Annotated in this window: 16 protein-coding genes and 2 pseudogenes; 8 read left to right on the top strand and 10 right to left on the bottom strand. The window is 42.4% G+C overall.

Annotated elements, in window-relative coordinates:
• Positions 1 to 101 precede the first annotated feature (101 nt).
• Entirely contained in the window at positions 102 to 686 is a 585-nt protein-coding gene (locus AC1DLI_RS18935) for a TetR/AcrR family transcriptional regulator (RefSeq protein ID WP_477605286.1), read from the top strand.
• Positions 679 to 1677, top strand: coding sequence for a glycerophosphodiester phosphodiesterase family protein (locus AC1DLI_RS18930; RefSeq protein WP_477605284.1), 999 nt, complete (start codon positions 679 to 681; stop codon positions 1675 to 1677). The genes AC1DLI_RS18935 and AC1DLI_RS18930 overlap by 8 nt, the downstream gene beginning before the upstream one ends.
• Positions 1678 to 1782: 105 nt before the next feature.
• On the opposite strand, the pseudogene AC1DLI_RS18925 reads toward AC1DLI_RS18930, so the two are convergent.
• The 6 genes and pseudogenes from AC1DLI_RS18925 to AC1DLI_RS18900 form a co-directional block, all read right to left on the bottom strand.
• Positions 1783 to 2378, bottom strand: a pseudogene (locus tag AC1DLI_RS18925) (NAD(P)H-binding protein).
• An 82-nt stretch (positions 2379 to 2460) separates the two neighbouring features.
• Positions 2461 to 3546, bottom strand: a complete 1086-nt coding sequence (locus AC1DLI_RS18920) for an LLM class flavin-dependent oxidoreductase (RefSeq protein ID WP_477605282.1) — start codon at positions 3544 to 3546, stop codon at positions 2461 to 2463.
• Between the two features lie 63 nt (positions 3547 to 3609).
• The gene (locus tag AC1DLI_RS18915) at positions 3610 to 3840 is read right to left on the bottom strand and encodes a DoxX family protein (protein WP_477605511.1); all 231 of its coding nucleotides are present in this window, start codon (positions 3838 to 3840) and stop codon (positions 3610 to 3612) included.
• Between the two features lie 394 nt (positions 3841 to 4234).
• Complete coding sequence (locus AC1DLI_RS18910) at positions 4235 to 4672, bottom strand: RrF2 family transcriptional regulator (protein ID WP_308999194.1); 438 nt, start codon at positions 4670 to 4672, stop codon at positions 4235 to 4237.
• Positions 4673 to 4956: 284 nt separating this feature from the next.
• Positions 4957 to 6018 (bottom strand): NAD(P)-dependent alcohol dehydrogenase, encoded by a 1062-nt coding sequence (locus AC1DLI_RS18905; RefSeq protein ID WP_477605279.1) that lies wholly within the window; start codon positions 6016 to 6018, stop codon positions 4957 to 4959.
• A gap of 180 nt (positions 6019 to 6198) precedes the next feature.
• Positions 6199 to 6582, bottom strand: coding sequence for a MerR family transcriptional regulator (locus tag AC1DLI_RS18900; RefSeq protein ID WP_477605277.1), 384 nt, complete (start codon positions 6580 to 6582; stop codon positions 6199 to 6201).
• 130 nt (positions 6583 to 6712) lie between these two features.
• Between AC1DLI_RS18900 and AC1DLI_RS18895 the strand changes: the two are divergent.
• Positions 6713 to 7131 (top strand): annotated as a pseudogene (locus tag AC1DLI_RS18895) (MFS transporter); the annotation flags it as partial.
• Between the two features lie 171 nt (positions 7132 to 7302).
• Positions 7303 to 8385 carry an acyltransferase family protein gene (locus tag AC1DLI_RS18890; RefSeq protein WP_477605275.1) on the top strand — a complete coding sequence of 361 codons (1083 nt, stop codon included), beginning with the start codon at positions 7303 to 7305 and terminating at the stop codon, positions 8383 to 8385.
• A 518-nt stretch (positions 8386 to 8903) separates the two neighbouring features.
• On the opposite strand, the gene AC1DLI_RS18885 is transcribed toward AC1DLI_RS18890, so the two are convergent.
• Together AC1DLI_RS18885 and AC1DLI_RS18880 are read right to left on the bottom strand one after the other, a co-directional pair.
• Positions 8904 to 9794: an AraC family transcriptional regulator gene (locus AC1DLI_RS18885; protein WP_477605273.1), complete on the bottom strand. Its 891-nt coding sequence runs from the start codon at positions 9792 to 9794 to the stop codon at positions 8904 to 8906.
• 93 nt (positions 9795 to 9887) lie between these two features.
• The gene (locus AC1DLI_RS18880) at positions 9888 to 10595 is read right to left on the bottom strand and encodes a MarR family transcriptional regulator (protein WP_477605271.1); all 708 of its coding nucleotides are present in this window, start codon (positions 10593 to 10595) and stop codon (positions 9888 to 9890) included.
• A 161-nt stretch (positions 10596 to 10756) separates the two neighbouring features.
• Between AC1DLI_RS18880 and AC1DLI_RS18875 the strand changes: the two genes are divergently transcribed.
• The 3 genes from AC1DLI_RS18875 to AC1DLI_RS18865 all read left to right on the top strand — a co-directional run bounded on the left by AC1DLI_RS18875 (position 10757) and on the right by AC1DLI_RS18865 (position 13239).
• Positions 10757 to 11383, top strand: a complete 627-nt coding sequence (locus tag AC1DLI_RS18875; protein ID WP_477605269.1) for an NAD(P)H-dependent oxidoreductase — start codon at positions 10757 to 10759, stop codon at positions 11381 to 11383.
• A gap of 183 nt (positions 11384 to 11566) precedes the next feature.
• Positions 11567 to 12454, top strand: a complete 888-nt coding sequence (locus tag AC1DLI_RS18870) for an ATP-binding cassette domain-containing protein (protein ID WP_477605267.1) — start codon at positions 11567 to 11569, stop codon at positions 12452 to 12454.
• Positions 12451 to 13239, top strand: a complete 789-nt coding sequence (locus AC1DLI_RS18865) for an ABC transporter permease (RefSeq protein WP_477605265.1) — start codon at positions 12451 to 12453, stop codon at positions 13237 to 13239. The genes AC1DLI_RS18870 and AC1DLI_RS18865 overlap by 4 nt, the downstream gene beginning before the upstream one ends.
• A 100-nt stretch (positions 13240 to 13339) precedes the next feature.
• Here the strand turns inward: AC1DLI_RS18865 and AC1DLI_RS18860 are convergent, their stop codons facing one another.
• Positions 13340 to 14125: a TetR/AcrR family transcriptional regulator gene (locus tag AC1DLI_RS18860; RefSeq protein WP_477605263.1), complete on the bottom strand. Its 786-nt coding sequence runs from the start codon at positions 14123 to 14125 to the stop codon at positions 13340 to 13342.
• A gap of 271 nt (positions 14126 to 14396) precedes the next feature.
• Here AC1DLI_RS18860 and AC1DLI_RS18855 point away from each other — a divergent pair, with 271 nt between their 5' ends.
• Positions 14397 to 15032 (top strand): transmembrane-type terpene cyclase, encoded by a 636-nt coding sequence (locus AC1DLI_RS18855; protein ID WP_477605261.1) that lies wholly within the window; start codon positions 14397 to 14399, stop codon positions 15030 to 15032.
• 181 nt (positions 15033 to 15213) lie between these two features.
• Here the strand turns inward: AC1DLI_RS18855 and AC1DLI_RS18850 are convergent, their stop codons facing one another.
• On the bottom strand, positions 15214 to 16377 hold the full coding sequence (locus tag AC1DLI_RS18850) for a HupE/UreJ family protein (protein WP_477605259.1): 1164 nt from the start codon (positions 16375 to 16377) through the stop codon (positions 15214 to 15216).
• Positions 16378 to 16434 lie beyond the last annotated feature (57 nt).

Below are 16434 nucleotides of genomic sequence, written 5' to 3'. Positions count from 1 at the left end.
CGTATATTCTTTGAATCGTCCAATTGCCAAAAAAGGATTTTTCTTATAAAATGACCGTAGTCATAAATGACTTCGGTCATTTTTTTCGGAAGGAGTAACGTATGCTAAGAGAAAATCGCAAGAAGAAAACCAAGGAAGAAATTATCCGCAATGCAATTGGATTGTTTAAGGTAAAAGGCTATGAAAATGTGACGGTCGAGGAAATTGCAATGAAAAGCGGGATTGCAAAAGGAACGTTTTTTAACTATTTTCAAAAAAAGGAGCATGTTCTGCTCTATTTGGCTGATACATACATGCAGCTTTTGAGCCAGATTATTGATAGACATCAGGAAGGCCCGGTGAAAGAACGGCTGCTTCGTATACTTTGCGATCTGTTAAATATTTATTTACAGCATGCTGACTTGCTGCGCCTAACTTTAATAGAAACGATAAGATCCGCCGTCGAATCCAAGGATGCAGCAACGAACATATCGCTTTTTCAAGAATCGCTCCGCATAATGATCGAGGAAGCAATAATCAGCGGTAATCTTAAATGCCGCTGGGATTCGAACACTTGCGCAGCCGTGCTGGTCGGATTGTTTTTTAATACGCTCATTAGCTTCTCATCCAGATTAAATGCAGAAGAAATGCTTGGCGTGCTGCGGCAGCAGATTGATGTGGTATGGGAGGGCATCGAGAATGGTTAGGTTAAAAAAAATATTGAAAAATAAATTCGTAATTTTTGTTACCCTGCTTATTGTTTTCATTTATGCGAATAATACTTCACTGTTTTCAAAACAGCGCAATGATGCCCCGCTTCTACTCGCACATCGCGGTCTAGCACAGACCTTTACGATGGAAGGCATCAAAAATGATACGTGTACAGCTGAACGAATCTACGAACCGGAGCATCCTTACCTGGAAAATACGATTCCATCAATGGAAGCAGCATTTCAAGCAGGAGCGGACATCGTTGAATTCGATATCAAACCAACAAAGGACGGACAATTCGCTGTCTTTCACGATTGGACGCTAGATTGCCGGACAAATGCGACGGGATCTACCATCGAATACACGATGGCTGAGCTTAAGAAAATCGATATCGGCTATGGTTATACAGCCGACAATGGAGAAACCTACCCATTTCGCGGGCTTGGGATTGGATTAATGCCATCTATTAGAGAAGTTCTTGAATATTTTCCGGAAGAAACTTTTTTAATTCATATTAAAAGCAATGACCCGAAGGAAGGCGATCTGCTGGCCGAATATCTTGCCACATTGCCAAAGGAGCGTTTAAAGCAACTAAACGTTTATGGCGGAGATGAACCTATTGCCGCATTAAGAGTTCATCTGCCTGATATCCGCGCCATGTCTAAATCGATGATGAAAAGCTGCTTGCTTCCTTACATTGGAGCCGGCTGGACGGGTTATATGCCATCAGCGTGCAAAAATACGGAACTGCACATCCCTGAGAAAATAGCGCCTTGGTTATGGGGATGGCCGGACCGTTTCTTGAACCGAATGGAAAATGCAGGTACCCCCGTCATTGTCGTGGGCGGTGACGGCAGCGATTTTTCAAGCGGATTTGATACTCCTGAGGATATCAAACGTCTGCCAGACGGCTATTCCGGCGGCATTTGGACGAATCGTATTGACTTGATCGCTCCACTATTTCACAGCGATGGAGTTAAACAGTGAGGCAGGTTATACCTGCCTCACTCTCCTGAACTGATTTTCCAATTGCTTCTTATATAAGGGGCCATTTCTCACAGAACTCATTCTGTTTAGGATGAAGCATGCTTCTTACTTATTAAAAACGATTGGCATTTGACCTACATATGAATTTTGCATAGCCACCAAATACATAAACTTACCAATATTTTCTCGTGATACCGCCATTTTGGCTGTTGTGTCGCCAAGAGAAACATCATACGTATCATTCTTATGCTTAACGTTCGGATTAATAATCCGGACAACGGTCCAATTCAATTCCGAATTTTTTATCAGCTGTTCTATTTTTTTCATCTCTCGATAAGCATTCGGAAAAAGTATTTTTGCCATGATTCCCGGGACGACGGTCGTGAAATTTTTACGGTCATCCTTTGATTGTACCGTCGGTGTCGCTAGTGTGATAAACCTATTAATTCGCATTTTTTCCATAGCCCTGATGATGGTCTGATGACCGTCAGCTATCGGAGTGCCTTTTAACTTTCGAGATGTATCAAGAGCGGGTCCGAGAGTGCTGATAACGACATCCGCGTTTGCAATGTTTTTTCCACTAGAGCTTGATCAGTCAGTTCACCTACGACAATTCTCAAGTTTTCACTTGTAAGTTTCAAGCTTCCTGCTCTGCGAACGTAAGCGGTGACGAAATCGCCTTTCTCAAGCGCCTCTTTCATTACGAGCTGGCCAACCGCGCCGCTGGCACCAAAAATTGTTATATTCATAATCGATAGCCCAGCCCTTCGTTCACTCAGATAGTTATTTGTGGATGCTGTTTTGTTTTTTTCTGATTTCTCTTCGCACTACAGGCGCAACCTCTGTTGCCAAGAGCTCGATGGCAGCAGCAACCTTAGACAACGACTGCCCTCCCATGTCAAATTGGCCCATGAAGCGGCTGTGCCCAAACAGCTCATGCTGATATAAAATTTTTTCAATGAGCTGTTGTGGACTGCCTATCGCCAGCACGTCATTTGGAACTGTCATCCGTTCCAACTCCGAACGAGATATATTGAACCGTTGTCCGCGTTCTTTCAGAAAGTAGGAAAAGTATTGGTTATAATGGGGATGGAAATCATCAATGGCTTGCTGAGACGTCTTAGCTATATAGGAATGGCCGGTCACAGAAACTCTCAGCTTCGATAGATCATGCCCGGCAGCTCGTCCGGCAGCCCGATAAATATCGACCAGCGGTTTAACTCTTGCTGGATCTCCTCCAAGGATGCCAAGTGCCATATTAAGTCCTAATTTGCCGGCTCTGGCTGCACTCTCGGGAGTCCCCCCTACGCCAATCCAAATCGGAAGAGATTTTTGAAAAGGACGTGGCGAAATTTCTGCTTCATTTAGTTCTGACCGGAATTTCCCGTTCCAGGTCATTCGATCGGATTGATTCAGTTTCAATAACAAATCGAGCTTATTCTCAAATAACTCATCATAATTTCTCAAGTCAGCCCCGAACAGCTCAAACGATTCCAAGAAAGCGCCTCGTCCCGCAATAAGCTCCGCACGTCCTCCAGAAATGAGATCCAGCGTTGCAAAATCTTCATATACCCGCACCGGATCAGCCGTACTGATTACCGATAATGAGCTTGTAAGACGAATCTTTTTTGTGGCCTCGGCAATTGCTGACAAAATTAGTGCATAAGAAGAAGTTACAAAGTCCAGGCGATGATGTTCGCCTATTCCGAATAAATCCAAGCCTGCTTCGTCAGCAAGAACAGCAGCGGCTTTTATCTCTTCTATTCGTTTGAATGCACTTATGGTTTGCCCCGATGAATGAGGAATGATTTCTCCCAAAGAATAAATTCCGAATTCAAATTCTGTATTTTCGTATGGTATGGTGTCCATAAGAATGCCCCTTTCTCAGATGGAATATCCAAGTAATATCCAAGTATTAATAGGCTCTATCTATTAGTTAAATCCCGGAAATTCAGATAATTTGGATAAATGGATAAAAAACACGGCAAAAGATAAAACACCGAGCAGCACAATCATAAACGTATCCTTAAATGAATCCTTGACACGAACATGGGTCATGATTCCGCCGATAGATGTAACACCGAGCAAAAGCGCTCCGGCAGCTGCCCAGCTCAGTTCCCAAAATCCGATAACCATTGCAGCTGCTCCGACAAATTCAACAATACCAGTTACAACACGGAACCATTGCGGTAAACGCCATTTATTGAATTTTAGCTCCCGAAATTTTACCGATCCCGGCCATCAGAAACATAAGTGCCAATATACTTTGTAATACGATTGAAAGAATATTCATTTTAAAATCTCCTTTTTCGTTTTTTATATGCAACTTTCTGAAGCACATTTAAAATAAAAAAAAACAAAATAAATGCAACGAACAGTCATATCGCCATACCCTCTCCCCTTTTAAGACGACATTCGACTTCCTATGATACACTTCATTAAATGTGCCTCGGATAAGCACATTTAAATCCAAAAATAAAAGCGCAGCATAACTGCAACTTCATTAAGCACATTATAATCGGTTTCTAACCTTCTGCCTAGACTCTTTTCAAAAAAATTAATTCACGAAAAAATCCACGCGATCCATTACGCATGCAATGGTATATTTACGGAGGTAATCAATCGTTTGCTGTTCCGCTTCATAGAGAATTTTTTCCAGCTCCACATCCAATTGTTCGCCGGCCTCTCCGCAGTCCACGTCGAATTCTTGCTCTCCCGCTCCCGAGGCGACTGCTGCGTAAATATCGCCTAAGGTGATCTGATCTGCAGATTTCCGTAAAATATATCCACCATCGCGGCCGCCCTTAGACTCAACGATCCCTTCGGCCGCTAAGGCCTGCATGACTCTCCGCATGAAGGTAGCGTGCGAATTCACTTGGCTGGCTATCATGCTGCTCGATAATATACTTCCGCTTTTAGCTAACCACACAACGGAATGCACGGCAATTTTGAAACGAGGGGGCCCTATGTTAACTCCACGATTTGCGGTACTCATATATGAACACTCCTCTCCTCATTGAAATTCCGATCGAATTCTTGTTCGAAACGAAACTTATTTTTAAGCCTCTACATTTAGCAAATTATAAAGCAATCCTATTTATTGTTCAACTTATTCGCCTAGGAGAAAAGGTTAAAACTATTCGGACTTAACATAAATTAATTCAAACTAGATTGAAAACTCTCCGGACAAATATACAAATAACAAAAAGATGGGTCAACCAATTGAATTGGCTAACCCATCTTCCATCAGAACGTCTTCGAAGATGATAGAAAATATGATTACAAGGTCGATATGTCAATAACGAAACGATAACGAACATCACTGCGAAGCACACGCTCATACGCTTCGTCGACTTGGTCTGCGCGGATCACTTCAATCATAGGGGCAATGCCGTGTTCAGCTGCAAAATCGAGCATTTCCTGGGTTTCACGAATTCCACCAACGAGTGAACCTGCAATGCTGCGACGACCCATAATTAATGAAAATACATGATACTTATCTGGTTCAGCTGGTGCGCCAACATTTACAAGTGTCCCATCAATGCGAAGCAGTGATAAATACGCATCAACATCCAGATTTGCAGACACTGTGTTTAAGATCAGATCAAAACGACCTGCTAATTCTTTAAATGTAGAAGGATCACTTGTCGCATAATAATGATCTGCGCCAAATTCCAATGCTTCCTCTTTCTTATAATTAGAGCGACTCAATACTGTTACTTCAGCACCCATAGCATGAGCAAATTGGATCGCTACGTGGCCAAGCCCCCCCATTCCCACAATGGCCACCTTCTTACCTGGGCCAGCGTTCCAGTGTTTCAAGGGAGAGAATGTGGTAATTCCTGCACATAATAGTGGGCTTGCCATATCCATATCCAGACCGTCTGGGATACGGACAACGAACCCTTCTGTTACAACGATTTTTTGGCTATATCCACCGTATGTTGGATTACCATCGTAGTCTAGACCGTTATATGTGTTGATAACACCTCTCGTACAATACTGCTCCTCACCGCTGAGGCAATATTCGCATTCTCCGCAGGAGTCAACAAAGCAGCCAACGCCAACGCGATCACCAACGACATATTTGGTCACTTCTGTTCCTACTGCTTCTACGACTCCGGCAATTTCATGACCAGGAACCATTGGGAAGATTCCACCACCCCATTCACCGAATGCACTGTGAATATCAGAGTGGCAAATGCCACTAAACTTTATATCTATTAAGATATCGTGTGGCCGTAATTCTCTCCGCTCAATCGTGGTTTTTTCAAATGGTGCTTTTGCACTTGGGACACTTAGAACACGTGTCGTGGTCATGTTTTTATGATTATTGCACATAAAAGATAACACAATCCTTTCACAACTTATTTTTTAATGTATTTAAAAGCTACAAAAACAGCTTAATCCTTAATGTTGACTTTAAGGCAAGGTTTTTTTCGAAAATTATTACTAAGGAAAGAGCGAGCCGCATTTCTTTTTACAATTCTTCACAACAAAAAATCTTATAAAAGTAAGTTCTTAATTAAGCTTTTCTTTGTGGTACTTCTTTTCTAATTCATCGTAGAATTCTATTTTTGATTCAATTTTTATAAAAGCGTTATCCAAGTCTCTTTGTTTCTCCATCATTTTCTCTTTATGTTTTTCAAATATCTGTTTGCGTTGCGAGGCCGTGCTGTCTCCTTCTTTTGTCAATTCCACGATCGCACGTAACTCTGAAAGAGGTATATCAGTTTTCCGTAAACAAACAATAAGCTCTAACCATAATAAATCTGCTTCGTTAAAAATACGATTTCCATTTCCATCTCTTTTTATAAAAGGTAGAAGACCCTCTTGTTCATAATATCGGAGTGTATGTGTAGGCAAACCTATCTTTTCTGCTGCTTCTTTTATATGAATTTCCATTGTATCCTCCATAAATCTATTTATTATTTTGTTCTTATTCTTATTACGATTACTGTGATCAAATCCGAAGGGCTTATTATAGACCTTAAAGTGCACTTTAATGCAACATCGGATTTTCATCTTCTAAACATTCATTGCTACATTACTATTTGTACCATCCATGCCTGTTAAGGAAAGACTTTCTTACGGATCACAATTAAGCGTATTAAAAAATTCAATAACTTGGCTTTCCATTGCCGCTGTTATATTTATAAATTCAGCAATATTTGGGGTTTAAAGCTACCTTGCTGAGTATCTTGAAACCATAACTAATATTTCTGGGAAAACGATTAGTTTAATGTTAGTAGTATACGGTGGGGCAAATGTTATTGGAAACATTGTGGCAGGGAATTTACTTACTAAAAATTCCATCAAAACTGTAGCGACTTTTCCTTTCACATTAGGAGCAGTTTACATCGTATTATTCTCATTTGGACATTCACTGTACCTATGGCTATCATTACTTTGGTTTGGGGAATATTAGCTGGTATTGGAGGTAATATCACTCAATAATGGATCACGTCCGCAGCTCAGCAATAAGTCGCATCCCCTTGAATTATATGGTGCGACTTTTTGCCGTATTTTCTTTTATTTTAAGTAAAAATATGATACAATCGACCTAGTTCTTTATAACGAACTAATCTGTATTTAATAGAGAATATACTAGGGCGAGGTGCTTGTTTGGAAATTTCAAAGAATGACACAAAGATTCTCAAAGGCATGGCGATTTTATTTATGGTACTGCTTCATTTATTTGCAACCAAGGATGCGAGAGGGCTTTTTTACACAACCCCATTAATCAATGGTGTTTCTTGGTCTTACTACATCGCATTGTTAGGAGATGCGTGTAGACCAATTTATATGTTTGTTACTGGATATGCATTTTTTGTAACGTTCTCAAAATCAACTGAATCAATATTCGGCAAAAACCTCAAACGCATTTTAAAACTGTACGTTAATTATTGGACGGTTTTCTTGATCTTTATACCTATGGGATTTTTGATCGGTAAGGATCAATTTTTTAAATTTGATATTTCAAACTTAGTTCTCGATTTCTTGGGTTTAAAGAACACCTACAATGGAGCATGGTGGTTTGTGCAAGTCTACATAATTTTCGTGATAGTTTCACCTATTCTAGTGAAAATTGTTCAAAAGTATAATTATCTACTAATAATAGCGTTGACAGGTGTAATATACTTTTTGAGCCATGTGCAAAGATATAAAGGGATAATAGACTTTGGAGACCATCCTGTAGCTCTATATCTAGTTAATTTGACAGTCCTATCAGGATCAACATTAATTTCATTTATGATAGGTGCAATATTTGCGAAAGAGAAGTTTTACACGAAAATCCATAACAAGTTTCATATGATCAGATTTAAGAATACGATATGCTGTGTTGGTATCATGTCTTTAATTGTATTTCATGGAATTATTGAGTCATCAATCATTGCACCGATAAATGCAGTAATTTTTATATGCCTATTTCTGTTGATGAATAAGGGTAGTAGAGTGACAAAGGTTTTGAATTTTGTGAGCAACCATTCTACAAATATATGGTTGACGCATATGTTCTTCTACTTGACAATCTTCCCGTCACTAACATTCGCTCCAAAGCATCCAATACTGATCTTTATCTGGCTGATTGCTCTTTGCATCGGAACCTCATATGTAATTAAATTAATCACTAATCCAATTTACAAAATGATTGATCGTAAGAGTGTAAGATTGAGTAGGCAACATAATGCACAAATACCAGCTTAAATAATATATAAATAGAGTGAAAGTCGCATCGTCATGGTGCGACTTTTTGCTGTTTAAAAACATCAAATTGTGTGCAAAATGAATTGTTATAAGATCGAACTCTCTTTATAGATATATGAAGAGTTGCTATGCGAACGTATTTAATGTACTCATTCAAAATGCTGATAAGTTTCAAAGTGGTGAATGGAAGGTTGCTTATGGATATGTAAAAATCCTTCCAGACCATTTGCTAATGGCAAGGCATTGTTTTATTGTTAGTCAGGACAGAGAAGCAATTGATCCTACATTCTTTGCATATGAACACGGAGACGACAATTGGTACAGCTGTAGGTGGATTATTTATATCCGCAATCGGTACACAATACATCGTAGTAGGGGGATTAGTTTCGTTGATATTAAGTGCGGTGTGTATTTTGCTAAGAAACAACATATTTAGTCCTAGAAAAGAACTTTCTATATAAGGACAAGAAACAGCCGCTTCGATCCCTTGTATCGCAGCGGCTTCTTTACGTTTATATTCAATCTTCAAATGATTTCTGCTTTTTCTTAATCGGTATCCATATTTCACTTTTAAACGTTGGTGATGTGATATCCTTCGATTCGTTCCACAATATTTCAGGGCCATCTATCTGCTCATAATTAGAGGAGGGAAACCACTCGGAATAGATGCGTCCCCAAACCTCTTGCAGCGTACCCGGAAAGTGTCCGATGGCTTCAAATACAGCCCAAGTCAATGTCGGCACTTCAAGCTGCGTCAGGTCATCCGGACATTCCTTCGTCGTTGCCACCCCAATATAATGATCAAGCTCGCCTTTCTCTTCCATTCGTTCCTCCGAGAAGTTCGTCGATGCGCTGATTAATCCAATGGGCTCAACATTTGAAAGACTCTTAAGCATACGGATCGCTTCATCATCTAAGCTTGCCCACATCGATGCGATTTCCGGATTGACCCCATGGAAAACAATCCGCACTCTTTTCTTGATACCTAAAATGCGAAATGCTTCTTTATTCTCAATTCGAAAGTTCATTTCATTTCCTCCCTTAATGATTAATTGAAAGGTCATTTTAGGATACGCTTTTAGAGATTGACCATTATTTCTAGCCTCTGATGGCGTTATGCCATGCAAATGCTGGAAAGCTCTTGTAAAAGAATCGGGCGAATGATACCCGTATTTGATCGCTATATCAATAATTTTGACCTCTTTGTTTTGAAGGTCAAAAGCCGCAAGCGTCAACCGTCTGCGCCTAATATATTCCGAAAGTGAAACGCCTGAAAGAAATGAAAACATTTTTTTAAAATGATACTCGGAGCAAAGCGCGATTTTCGCTATTTCATTCCAATCCATCTCATCCGCTAGATTCTCTTCAATGTAGTTTAACGCACGATTCATAGACTCAAGCATGATCAATGCGCACCTCCCTTCACGACTAGAGTAACATGACAGACTTCGATCTATCCGACTTTTCATGTTCCACTTTGGACGCATTTACAAAGCAGCTCTTTAATCAAAAAACGCGACTTGAATCAAATCCTTCGCTTTCTTTAGATTCCGGGCATCTAATTGCTGAAGCTTCGCTACGATCTCGTTTATCGCTAGTGCCTCCTCGGATATTCGCTCAGAAACCGTTGGAACGCCTGAATTCATATCAGCCTTTGCCGTCTCGGTTTCGAAGGATTCCTCTTGAACCCATGATGCTTCTGACGTATCTTTCAAGCACTGAACAAGAAACTGCATCTGTTCAACATCATATCGCCGTAGGAAGTTCCGTACATTATGCTCGATATGATGATGCAGCTGCTTATGCAATTTAAAAATCTGATGGCCCTGCGGTGTCAATTGAAACAACACCTCTTTTTTATTGCCTTGAAGATATTCGGTTTGCACCATTTTTTGTGCTACGAGCTTACGCGTGATTTTTGAAACGCTGCCCCTTGGAATGCCGAATTGTTTAGAAATCGTAATCCCGTTTACCGGCTCTAGCTCGCCAATCGCATCTATGACATGAAGCATGATGACGGTGGATTCCTTAAGGAATTTCACGAGATTAGAATCCTTCGCTTTTGCTATCATCCAGCGTCTCTCGTCGTCTTCACCTTCGGATTGAAATCTTTTTTGTACATTTGCGACCTGATACATCATTTCATTCATTAACAGTTGTTTCTCCATGCTATCTGACACGTTAATCTGCGGTTCCAAGGAATGGGTCAATGCTAATTCCCCCTTTATGCAATTGATTTCAGTATAACAACTAAACGGGCCAAAATAAATATTCTCAGAAACAATATTGACAACAAGGAAACAAAATTATAGCATTGTTTCATGGAATAAATATTGATTCTTAGAATCAAAATAAGGAGAAGTGAATACCTATGAACTGTGTTATTGTCTTTGATCATCCTTATGGGGCTGCTGCATCCGAAAATATCCCTCACAGGAGAAGCTACTCCGCAGCGCTTTTAGCCGCCGTCATACGAGGCCTGGCTGCGAATGGCCACACGATTGATCTCATCGATTTGCACGCGGATGGATTCAACCCCGTTACATCAGCTTCCGATCTCTCTTCATGGAGGCAGAAGCAGACGAATGATCCTCTCGCAGCCAACTATCAGCAGAGGCTCATTTCGGCGGATTACATTATTTTTATTTTTCCGATATGGTGGGAGTCGATGCCCGCACTCACGAAAGGCTTTATAGATAAGGTGTTTGTTAAAGGAATTTTATTTGATGAGCCCAAGCCTGGGCGTCCATTTGTCAGCTTGCTTCCAAAAATAAAAGGAGTTTCTTTATTGACCGTCATGAGTACGCCTAATTTCGTATATAAGTGGATATTCGGTAATCCGATTACAAAAATTTTGTTTCGCGGTACTTTTCGTAAAATGGGAATACACAATCTCAAGTGGCATAACTACACTGGAATGGAAGACCGCAGTTTGGAGAAACGCCAGCAATATTTAATAAAGACGGAGCGTATGTTTTCGAATCTAAAGTCCAAGTGATAGAACTGTAACCGAACAATTAACAGCCCTGCACCCTCCACTTCGTTCATTCTCATTGTTTCATCCTTCCGGGTTCATTTGTAGATTTGCCGTTGCTCAATTACTGTATACATAATATACTGTATACGTAATATACTATTTATGTCATCCGCAATTATTGCGAATAGCAAAAGGAGAGTTGATATGAGTAACTTGGCCATTGAAGTGACAGGCTTGCGCAAAAAATTCGGAAATCAAGTCGTACTTGACGGTGTTGATCTTGCGGTTCCTGCCGGCACGATTTATGCTCTGCTAGGACCCAATGGTGCCGGTAAAACAACGCTAATTAACATTCTAACTACACTAGTGAAGGCCGATGAAGGTACCGCGAAAGTGTTCGGTTACGATGTTGCTGCCGACAAGCATGAAGTCAAGCGGTCCATCAGTCTCACCGGCCAATTCGCAGCTGTCGATGAAATGCTCACCGGTGAGGAAAATCTACGGATGATATGCAGGCTCTCCGGGCTTACTTCAGCGGAAGCCCGTGTTCGGACCGCTGAGCTGCTCCGCCACTTTGATCTGACTCCAGCTGCAAATAAGCGTGTAAAAACCTATTCGGGCGGTATGCGACGCCGTTTAGATCTCGCTATCAGCTTGGTAATTGATCGTCCAGTGCTATTCCTGGATGAACCAACAACAGGTCTAGATACAACTAGCCGTCGCGCGTTGTGGGAAATCATTCTGAAGTTGAAAGAACGCGGAATTACCATTTTTCTTACGACGCAATACTTGGAAGAAGCCGATCAGCTAGCTGATATGGTATCTGTTATCGCCGCAGGTCATGTCGTCGCGACCGGTACACCGCAGGAATTGAAATCGCGCATTGGCGGGGAAGTGCTGGAGCTGCGTGACGAGAAGGACGAAGTCATCCGAGTCATATCTACTACAGGCAGCATTCACGATATCAGGCAAACACTTAATGCGTTAGCTCAATCGGTTCCTGATCAAACGCGCATATACCTCCGCAAAACAAGTATGGATGACGTGTTTCTGGCATTAACAACCGAGCGAGTGGAGGGAACATTGTCATGATAACCCCGCAATCTTCAAGTAAGCCCGCATCCTTCGTCACGACCAATGCGGTTTTCATCGGTCGAAGCCTTCGTCTCAGCTTGCGCAATACTGAAGCCTTAATCATGGCCATTATGCTTCCTATCATGCTGATGTTATTGTTTACCTATGTTTTTGGAGGCGCAATCGATCCTGTCGGCAACTATGTAAATTACGTGGTCCCGGGAATCATTCTTTTATGTGCAGGATTCGGTTCATCTTTTACCGCCGTGAATGTGGCAGAAGACATGACGAACGGCATCATTGACCGTTTCCGGACCATGCCGATCCACAGCATGAGCGTCATCACCGGGCATGTTATCGCAAGCGTTGCCCGCAACCTCCTAGCAACCGGATTAGTTATTGGCGTAGCTTATCTCGTTGGATTTCGACCATCCGCAAACGTATGGGAATGGATTGCAGCATTAGGTGTAATCACCCTATTTATCCTTGCCTTCACTTGGCTATTCGCAACGATCGGCCTAGCCAGCGGCAATCCCTCTGCAGCGAGCGGATATGGATTCATCTTGCTTTTTCTCCCCTACATCTCCAGCGCCTTCGTCCCGACAGACACTATGCCGGTCTGGTTGCGAGGCGTTGCGAACAATCAGCCTATCACTCCGGTCATCGAAACGATTCGTGGACTGCTCACAGGGGCCCCGATTCTGGATAGCGCATGGTTAGCGGCATGCTGGTGTATCGCCATCCTCCTTGCTTCCCTCGTATGGTGCGTTCTGATATTCCGTAAGAAAGCCGCTCGCAGATAAAACATGATGAGGAATCGCATAAATCAACAAAAGAAAGAACAGCGGCTCTAACGAACCGCTGTTCTTTCTTTTGTTGTATAAGGCTTCCAACCCTATTCGATCATAATAACTTCTTGTGCTCGAGGTAATGCGCGATGCCGTCAAGAATGCGTTCCAAACCGAAATCGAAGTCGTCACCTACCGTATTAGCGCTATCATTCTCTCCGGTATACGCACCAGAGAGGACGATCGGGGCCAGATCCGGAAAACGTTCCGGCTTGACTAATTGCTTTAGTGCAGCCGTATATTCAAATCCGCTTACGGCTTCAGGACTGGATCCCGCCTGAACGGCGCGTTCCAAATCCCGTTGTATCATACCGGATGATCTTGCATAACTGCTTAACAGCAATATATTCGACATTTTTTCATAATCATTTAACGGGAGATCACGCATGGACCGAAGTACCCAATCGACGATTTGGAGATTGTAAGGGGTAGTCGGAATGCTCATGATCGGGATATCGCCGAACCAAGGATGTTCCCGAAAAACAAGAATGCTGGCTCTTACGTATTCCCGCATGCTTTCGCGCCAATCTGTAACAGGCCCGTCAGGCGGAATCGGGATATCGCAAACCGCATCCTGCATGAGAATGAGAAGATCTTCCTTACTCGTAATGTACCTGTAGAGGGACATCGCAGAGTAGCCCATAGACTGGGCAACTCGATTCATAGAGACAGCTGAAAGCCCATCCTTGTCGGCGATCGCGATGGCTGCCTCAACAATTTGTTTGATGCTCAGCTCGCCTTTTGGTCCTCTTTTTTGCTGCTTTACGATCCCCCAGCTCAGCTTCACTCCGTGTGGTAAATTATTAATGGCTTCGTTATCCAAATGGTCGTCATTCTGCATCGTTTCAAATCCCCCATGATGGTTAAACCTGTACCGGTTTGTTTGCATGTCCCTATCGATTTTGAAAATTGTTTATAACATAAACAGTATATCATATAGGGAAATTCAAAGGAAACACCGGTACTCATCACATTCAGGTTACGCACGCTTTATCATTGCCCCGATGGTCTACATGGAAAGCTTGGCTCATATACATAGACGAGCTAAACCCATGTTCTCGCAGGACTAACATCTTTTGAAAGGATGCGATTACCGTCATATGGAGCACCTCTTGCCGCTAAAATCAGAGTATTTTTTGCTTTTTGGAATAGCTTTATTTTGGACAATCGTCTATATTCTCGTCATTTATAAAGGGTTCAGGGATCATGCCTGCGGAATGCCAGCCGTCTCCATTTGCGCCAACATTACTTGGGAATTTCTGTTCACCTTTATCATGCCCTTTCATCCGCTTCAGCAAATCGTAACCTTGATATGGTTTCTGCTAGACTGCATCATTTTGCTCCAATTTCTCTATTATTCCAAAGGCTCATACCCCAAATGGACCATTTATACTTCCGTCTTTTCCTTACTTGCCATTGCTTTTCTGCTGCAGTACGCGATGGCGATTGAATTCCATGACAAAATGGGAATCTATTCAGCCTTCGGCATCAATCTGCTGATGTCCATTCTCTTTATCAAAATGCTGCTGACCAAAGATCTTCAAGGCCAATCCCTAACTATCGCTTACTTCAAAATGATAGGCACCCTGCTTGCCTCCATCCTCTGTTATTCGTTATACCCGCAATCCATTTTATTAACGGTTATGTATATCATGATCTTTATGCTGGACATCGTGTACATCCTGCTTGTCTATAGCAAATCAATTAAAGTTGTCCATAAGCCGGCCGTCTATAAAAAAACAATGTAAGCGTAAACGGCTGACGCCGTCCTTGGCGGCAAAAGCTCGTTTCGCGGTGAAATATAAGCATCGTATAAGATTGAATTTTATACTTTCTTATATTTTAAATAATAGAGCAGCAAATAACCCCTTTGGGTAAGCGTCGTGGATCTTGCTCGCCACGCACGCAAACTCGAAGGGGTTTCCAAGTTTAGAACCATATTCTCTCGATGAACCAGTACATGCCGATTAACGTAATTATTCCTGACAACCCGTAAGCCGCCGTGCGGTACCAATGCAAGCGGCCAGCATAGATGAGGAGCGGCAGAATGACCGCAAGAACTACGACTTGGCCAATCTCAACGCCCAAATTAAACGAGAATAACGGTAAAATATATCCGTCCCCGAGCGCCCCCCGCAGCACTTCGGCAAAGCCAAAGCCGTGAATGAGCCCAAAGGCCAGAGCTACCGCCCATCGCCACTCTAACCGCTTGAACCAAATGTTCTCCACCGCCACATAAGCGATGCTTAGAGCGATTAATGGCTCAACGATGCTTGAAGGCAGATTGATTAGCTCCAAAGCTGACAAGGCAATGGTAATGCTATGCCCCACTGTGAACGCCGTTAAGATAATGAAATAATTACGAAGCCGCTGCTTAAGCAGGATTAGCGCAAGCACAAACAACAAATGATCATACCCTGACCAAATATGCTCCATGCCGAGCCAAACGTAGTCGAACAGCGTCACGACCCATCGCGGCAGCTTCACTTCCGTTGTTACTGTGCCCGCGTCTGCTCCTTCTGCGAGCTCATAAGAGACAGCACGGTGGTTTTGGTGAAATACCGTTTCGATATCGCCATTTGCGGTATGAATAGTCGAGAAATTCTGATGCTGCGGATCGAGATCTTCAAAGAAAAAACCGTATTCAATGTCCAGCTTCTCCACAGGCTGCGCAAAATTATAATCGATGCGAATGAGCGCCGACGGTTTGTTTTCCTTCTCTCTGATCAAAACTTCCCCGATCTTGCCTTGAACGGTCTGCTCTCCGCTGCTTACAGCTAAATGATCGGCGATCAACCTGTCCATATCGGCCTTTGCCCAGCCGGCCTCCCCTTCTTTGCGGGGTTTAGCGTTAGGTTCAATAATGAATACGCCATCCGATTGGTAGTCCACCCATTGATTAATTTCTTGAGGGTCCAGATATAGCTCGTATGCGACGGAGCTTCCGTCAACCGTTATGTTCGAATAGCCAGTCGTATTTACATGCGCTTCGGCCTTATTGCCCGTAAATAGCAGAACGACAAGAAGTGCGAGTAATGCTGATGGAAGCTTAATTTCGGGCTTTCGTATGAATCTCTCATAAAGTACTTCCATTCGCGTCATGTCCTCCATCTCGAAAAGGGATGCTTCATAATATAATGGAACACAGTT

It is taken from the genome of Paenibacillus sp. 01T443, assembly GCF_056398325.1.
This window is presented reverse-complemented; position numbering and strand designations above follow the sequence as displayed.

Bases quoted from the DNA above. Each gene is read 5' to 3' on its own strand.
- AC1DLI_RS18935 (WP_477605286.1), top strand. From the start codon at position 102: ATGCTAAGAGAAAATCGCAAGAAGAAAACCAAGGAAGAAATTATCCGC.
- AC1DLI_RS18930 (WP_477605284.1), top strand. From the start codon at position 679: ATGGTTAGGTTAAAAAAAATATTGAAAAATAAATTCGTAATTTTTGTT.
- AC1DLI_RS18920 (WP_477605282.1), bottom strand. From the start codon at position 3,546: ATGGACACCATACCATACGAAAATACAGAATTTGAATTCGGAATTTAT.
- AC1DLI_RS18910 (WP_308999194.1), bottom strand. From the start codon at position 4,672: ATGAGTACCGCAAATCGTGGAGTTAACATAGGGCCCCCTCGTTTCAAA.
- AC1DLI_RS18905 (WP_477605279.1), bottom strand. From the start codon at position 6,018: ATGTGCAATAATCATAAAAACATGACCACGACACGTGTTCTAAGTGTC.
- AC1DLI_RS18900 (WP_477605277.1), bottom strand. From the start codon at position 6,582: ATGGAAATTCATATAAAAGAAGCAGCAGAAAAGATAGGTTTGCCTACA.
- AC1DLI_RS18875 (WP_477605269.1), top strand. From the start codon at position 10,757: ATGAACTGTGTTATTGTCTTTGATCATCCTTATGGGGCTGCTGCATCC.
- AC1DLI_RS18870 (WP_477605267.1), top strand. From the start codon at position 11,567: ATGAGTAACTTGGCCATTGAAGTGACAGGCTTGCGCAAAAAATTCGGA.
- AC1DLI_RS18865 (WP_477605265.1), top strand. From the start codon at position 12,451: ATGATAACCCCGCAATCTTCAAGTAAGCCCGCATCCTTCGTCACGACC.
- AC1DLI_RS18860 (WP_477605263.1), bottom strand. From the start codon at position 14,125: ATGCAGAATGACGACCATTTGGATAACGAAGCCATTAATAATTTACCA.
- AC1DLI_RS18850 (WP_477605259.1), bottom strand. From the start codon at position 16,377: ATGGAAGTACTTTATGAGAGATTCATACGAAAGCCCGAAATTAAGCTT.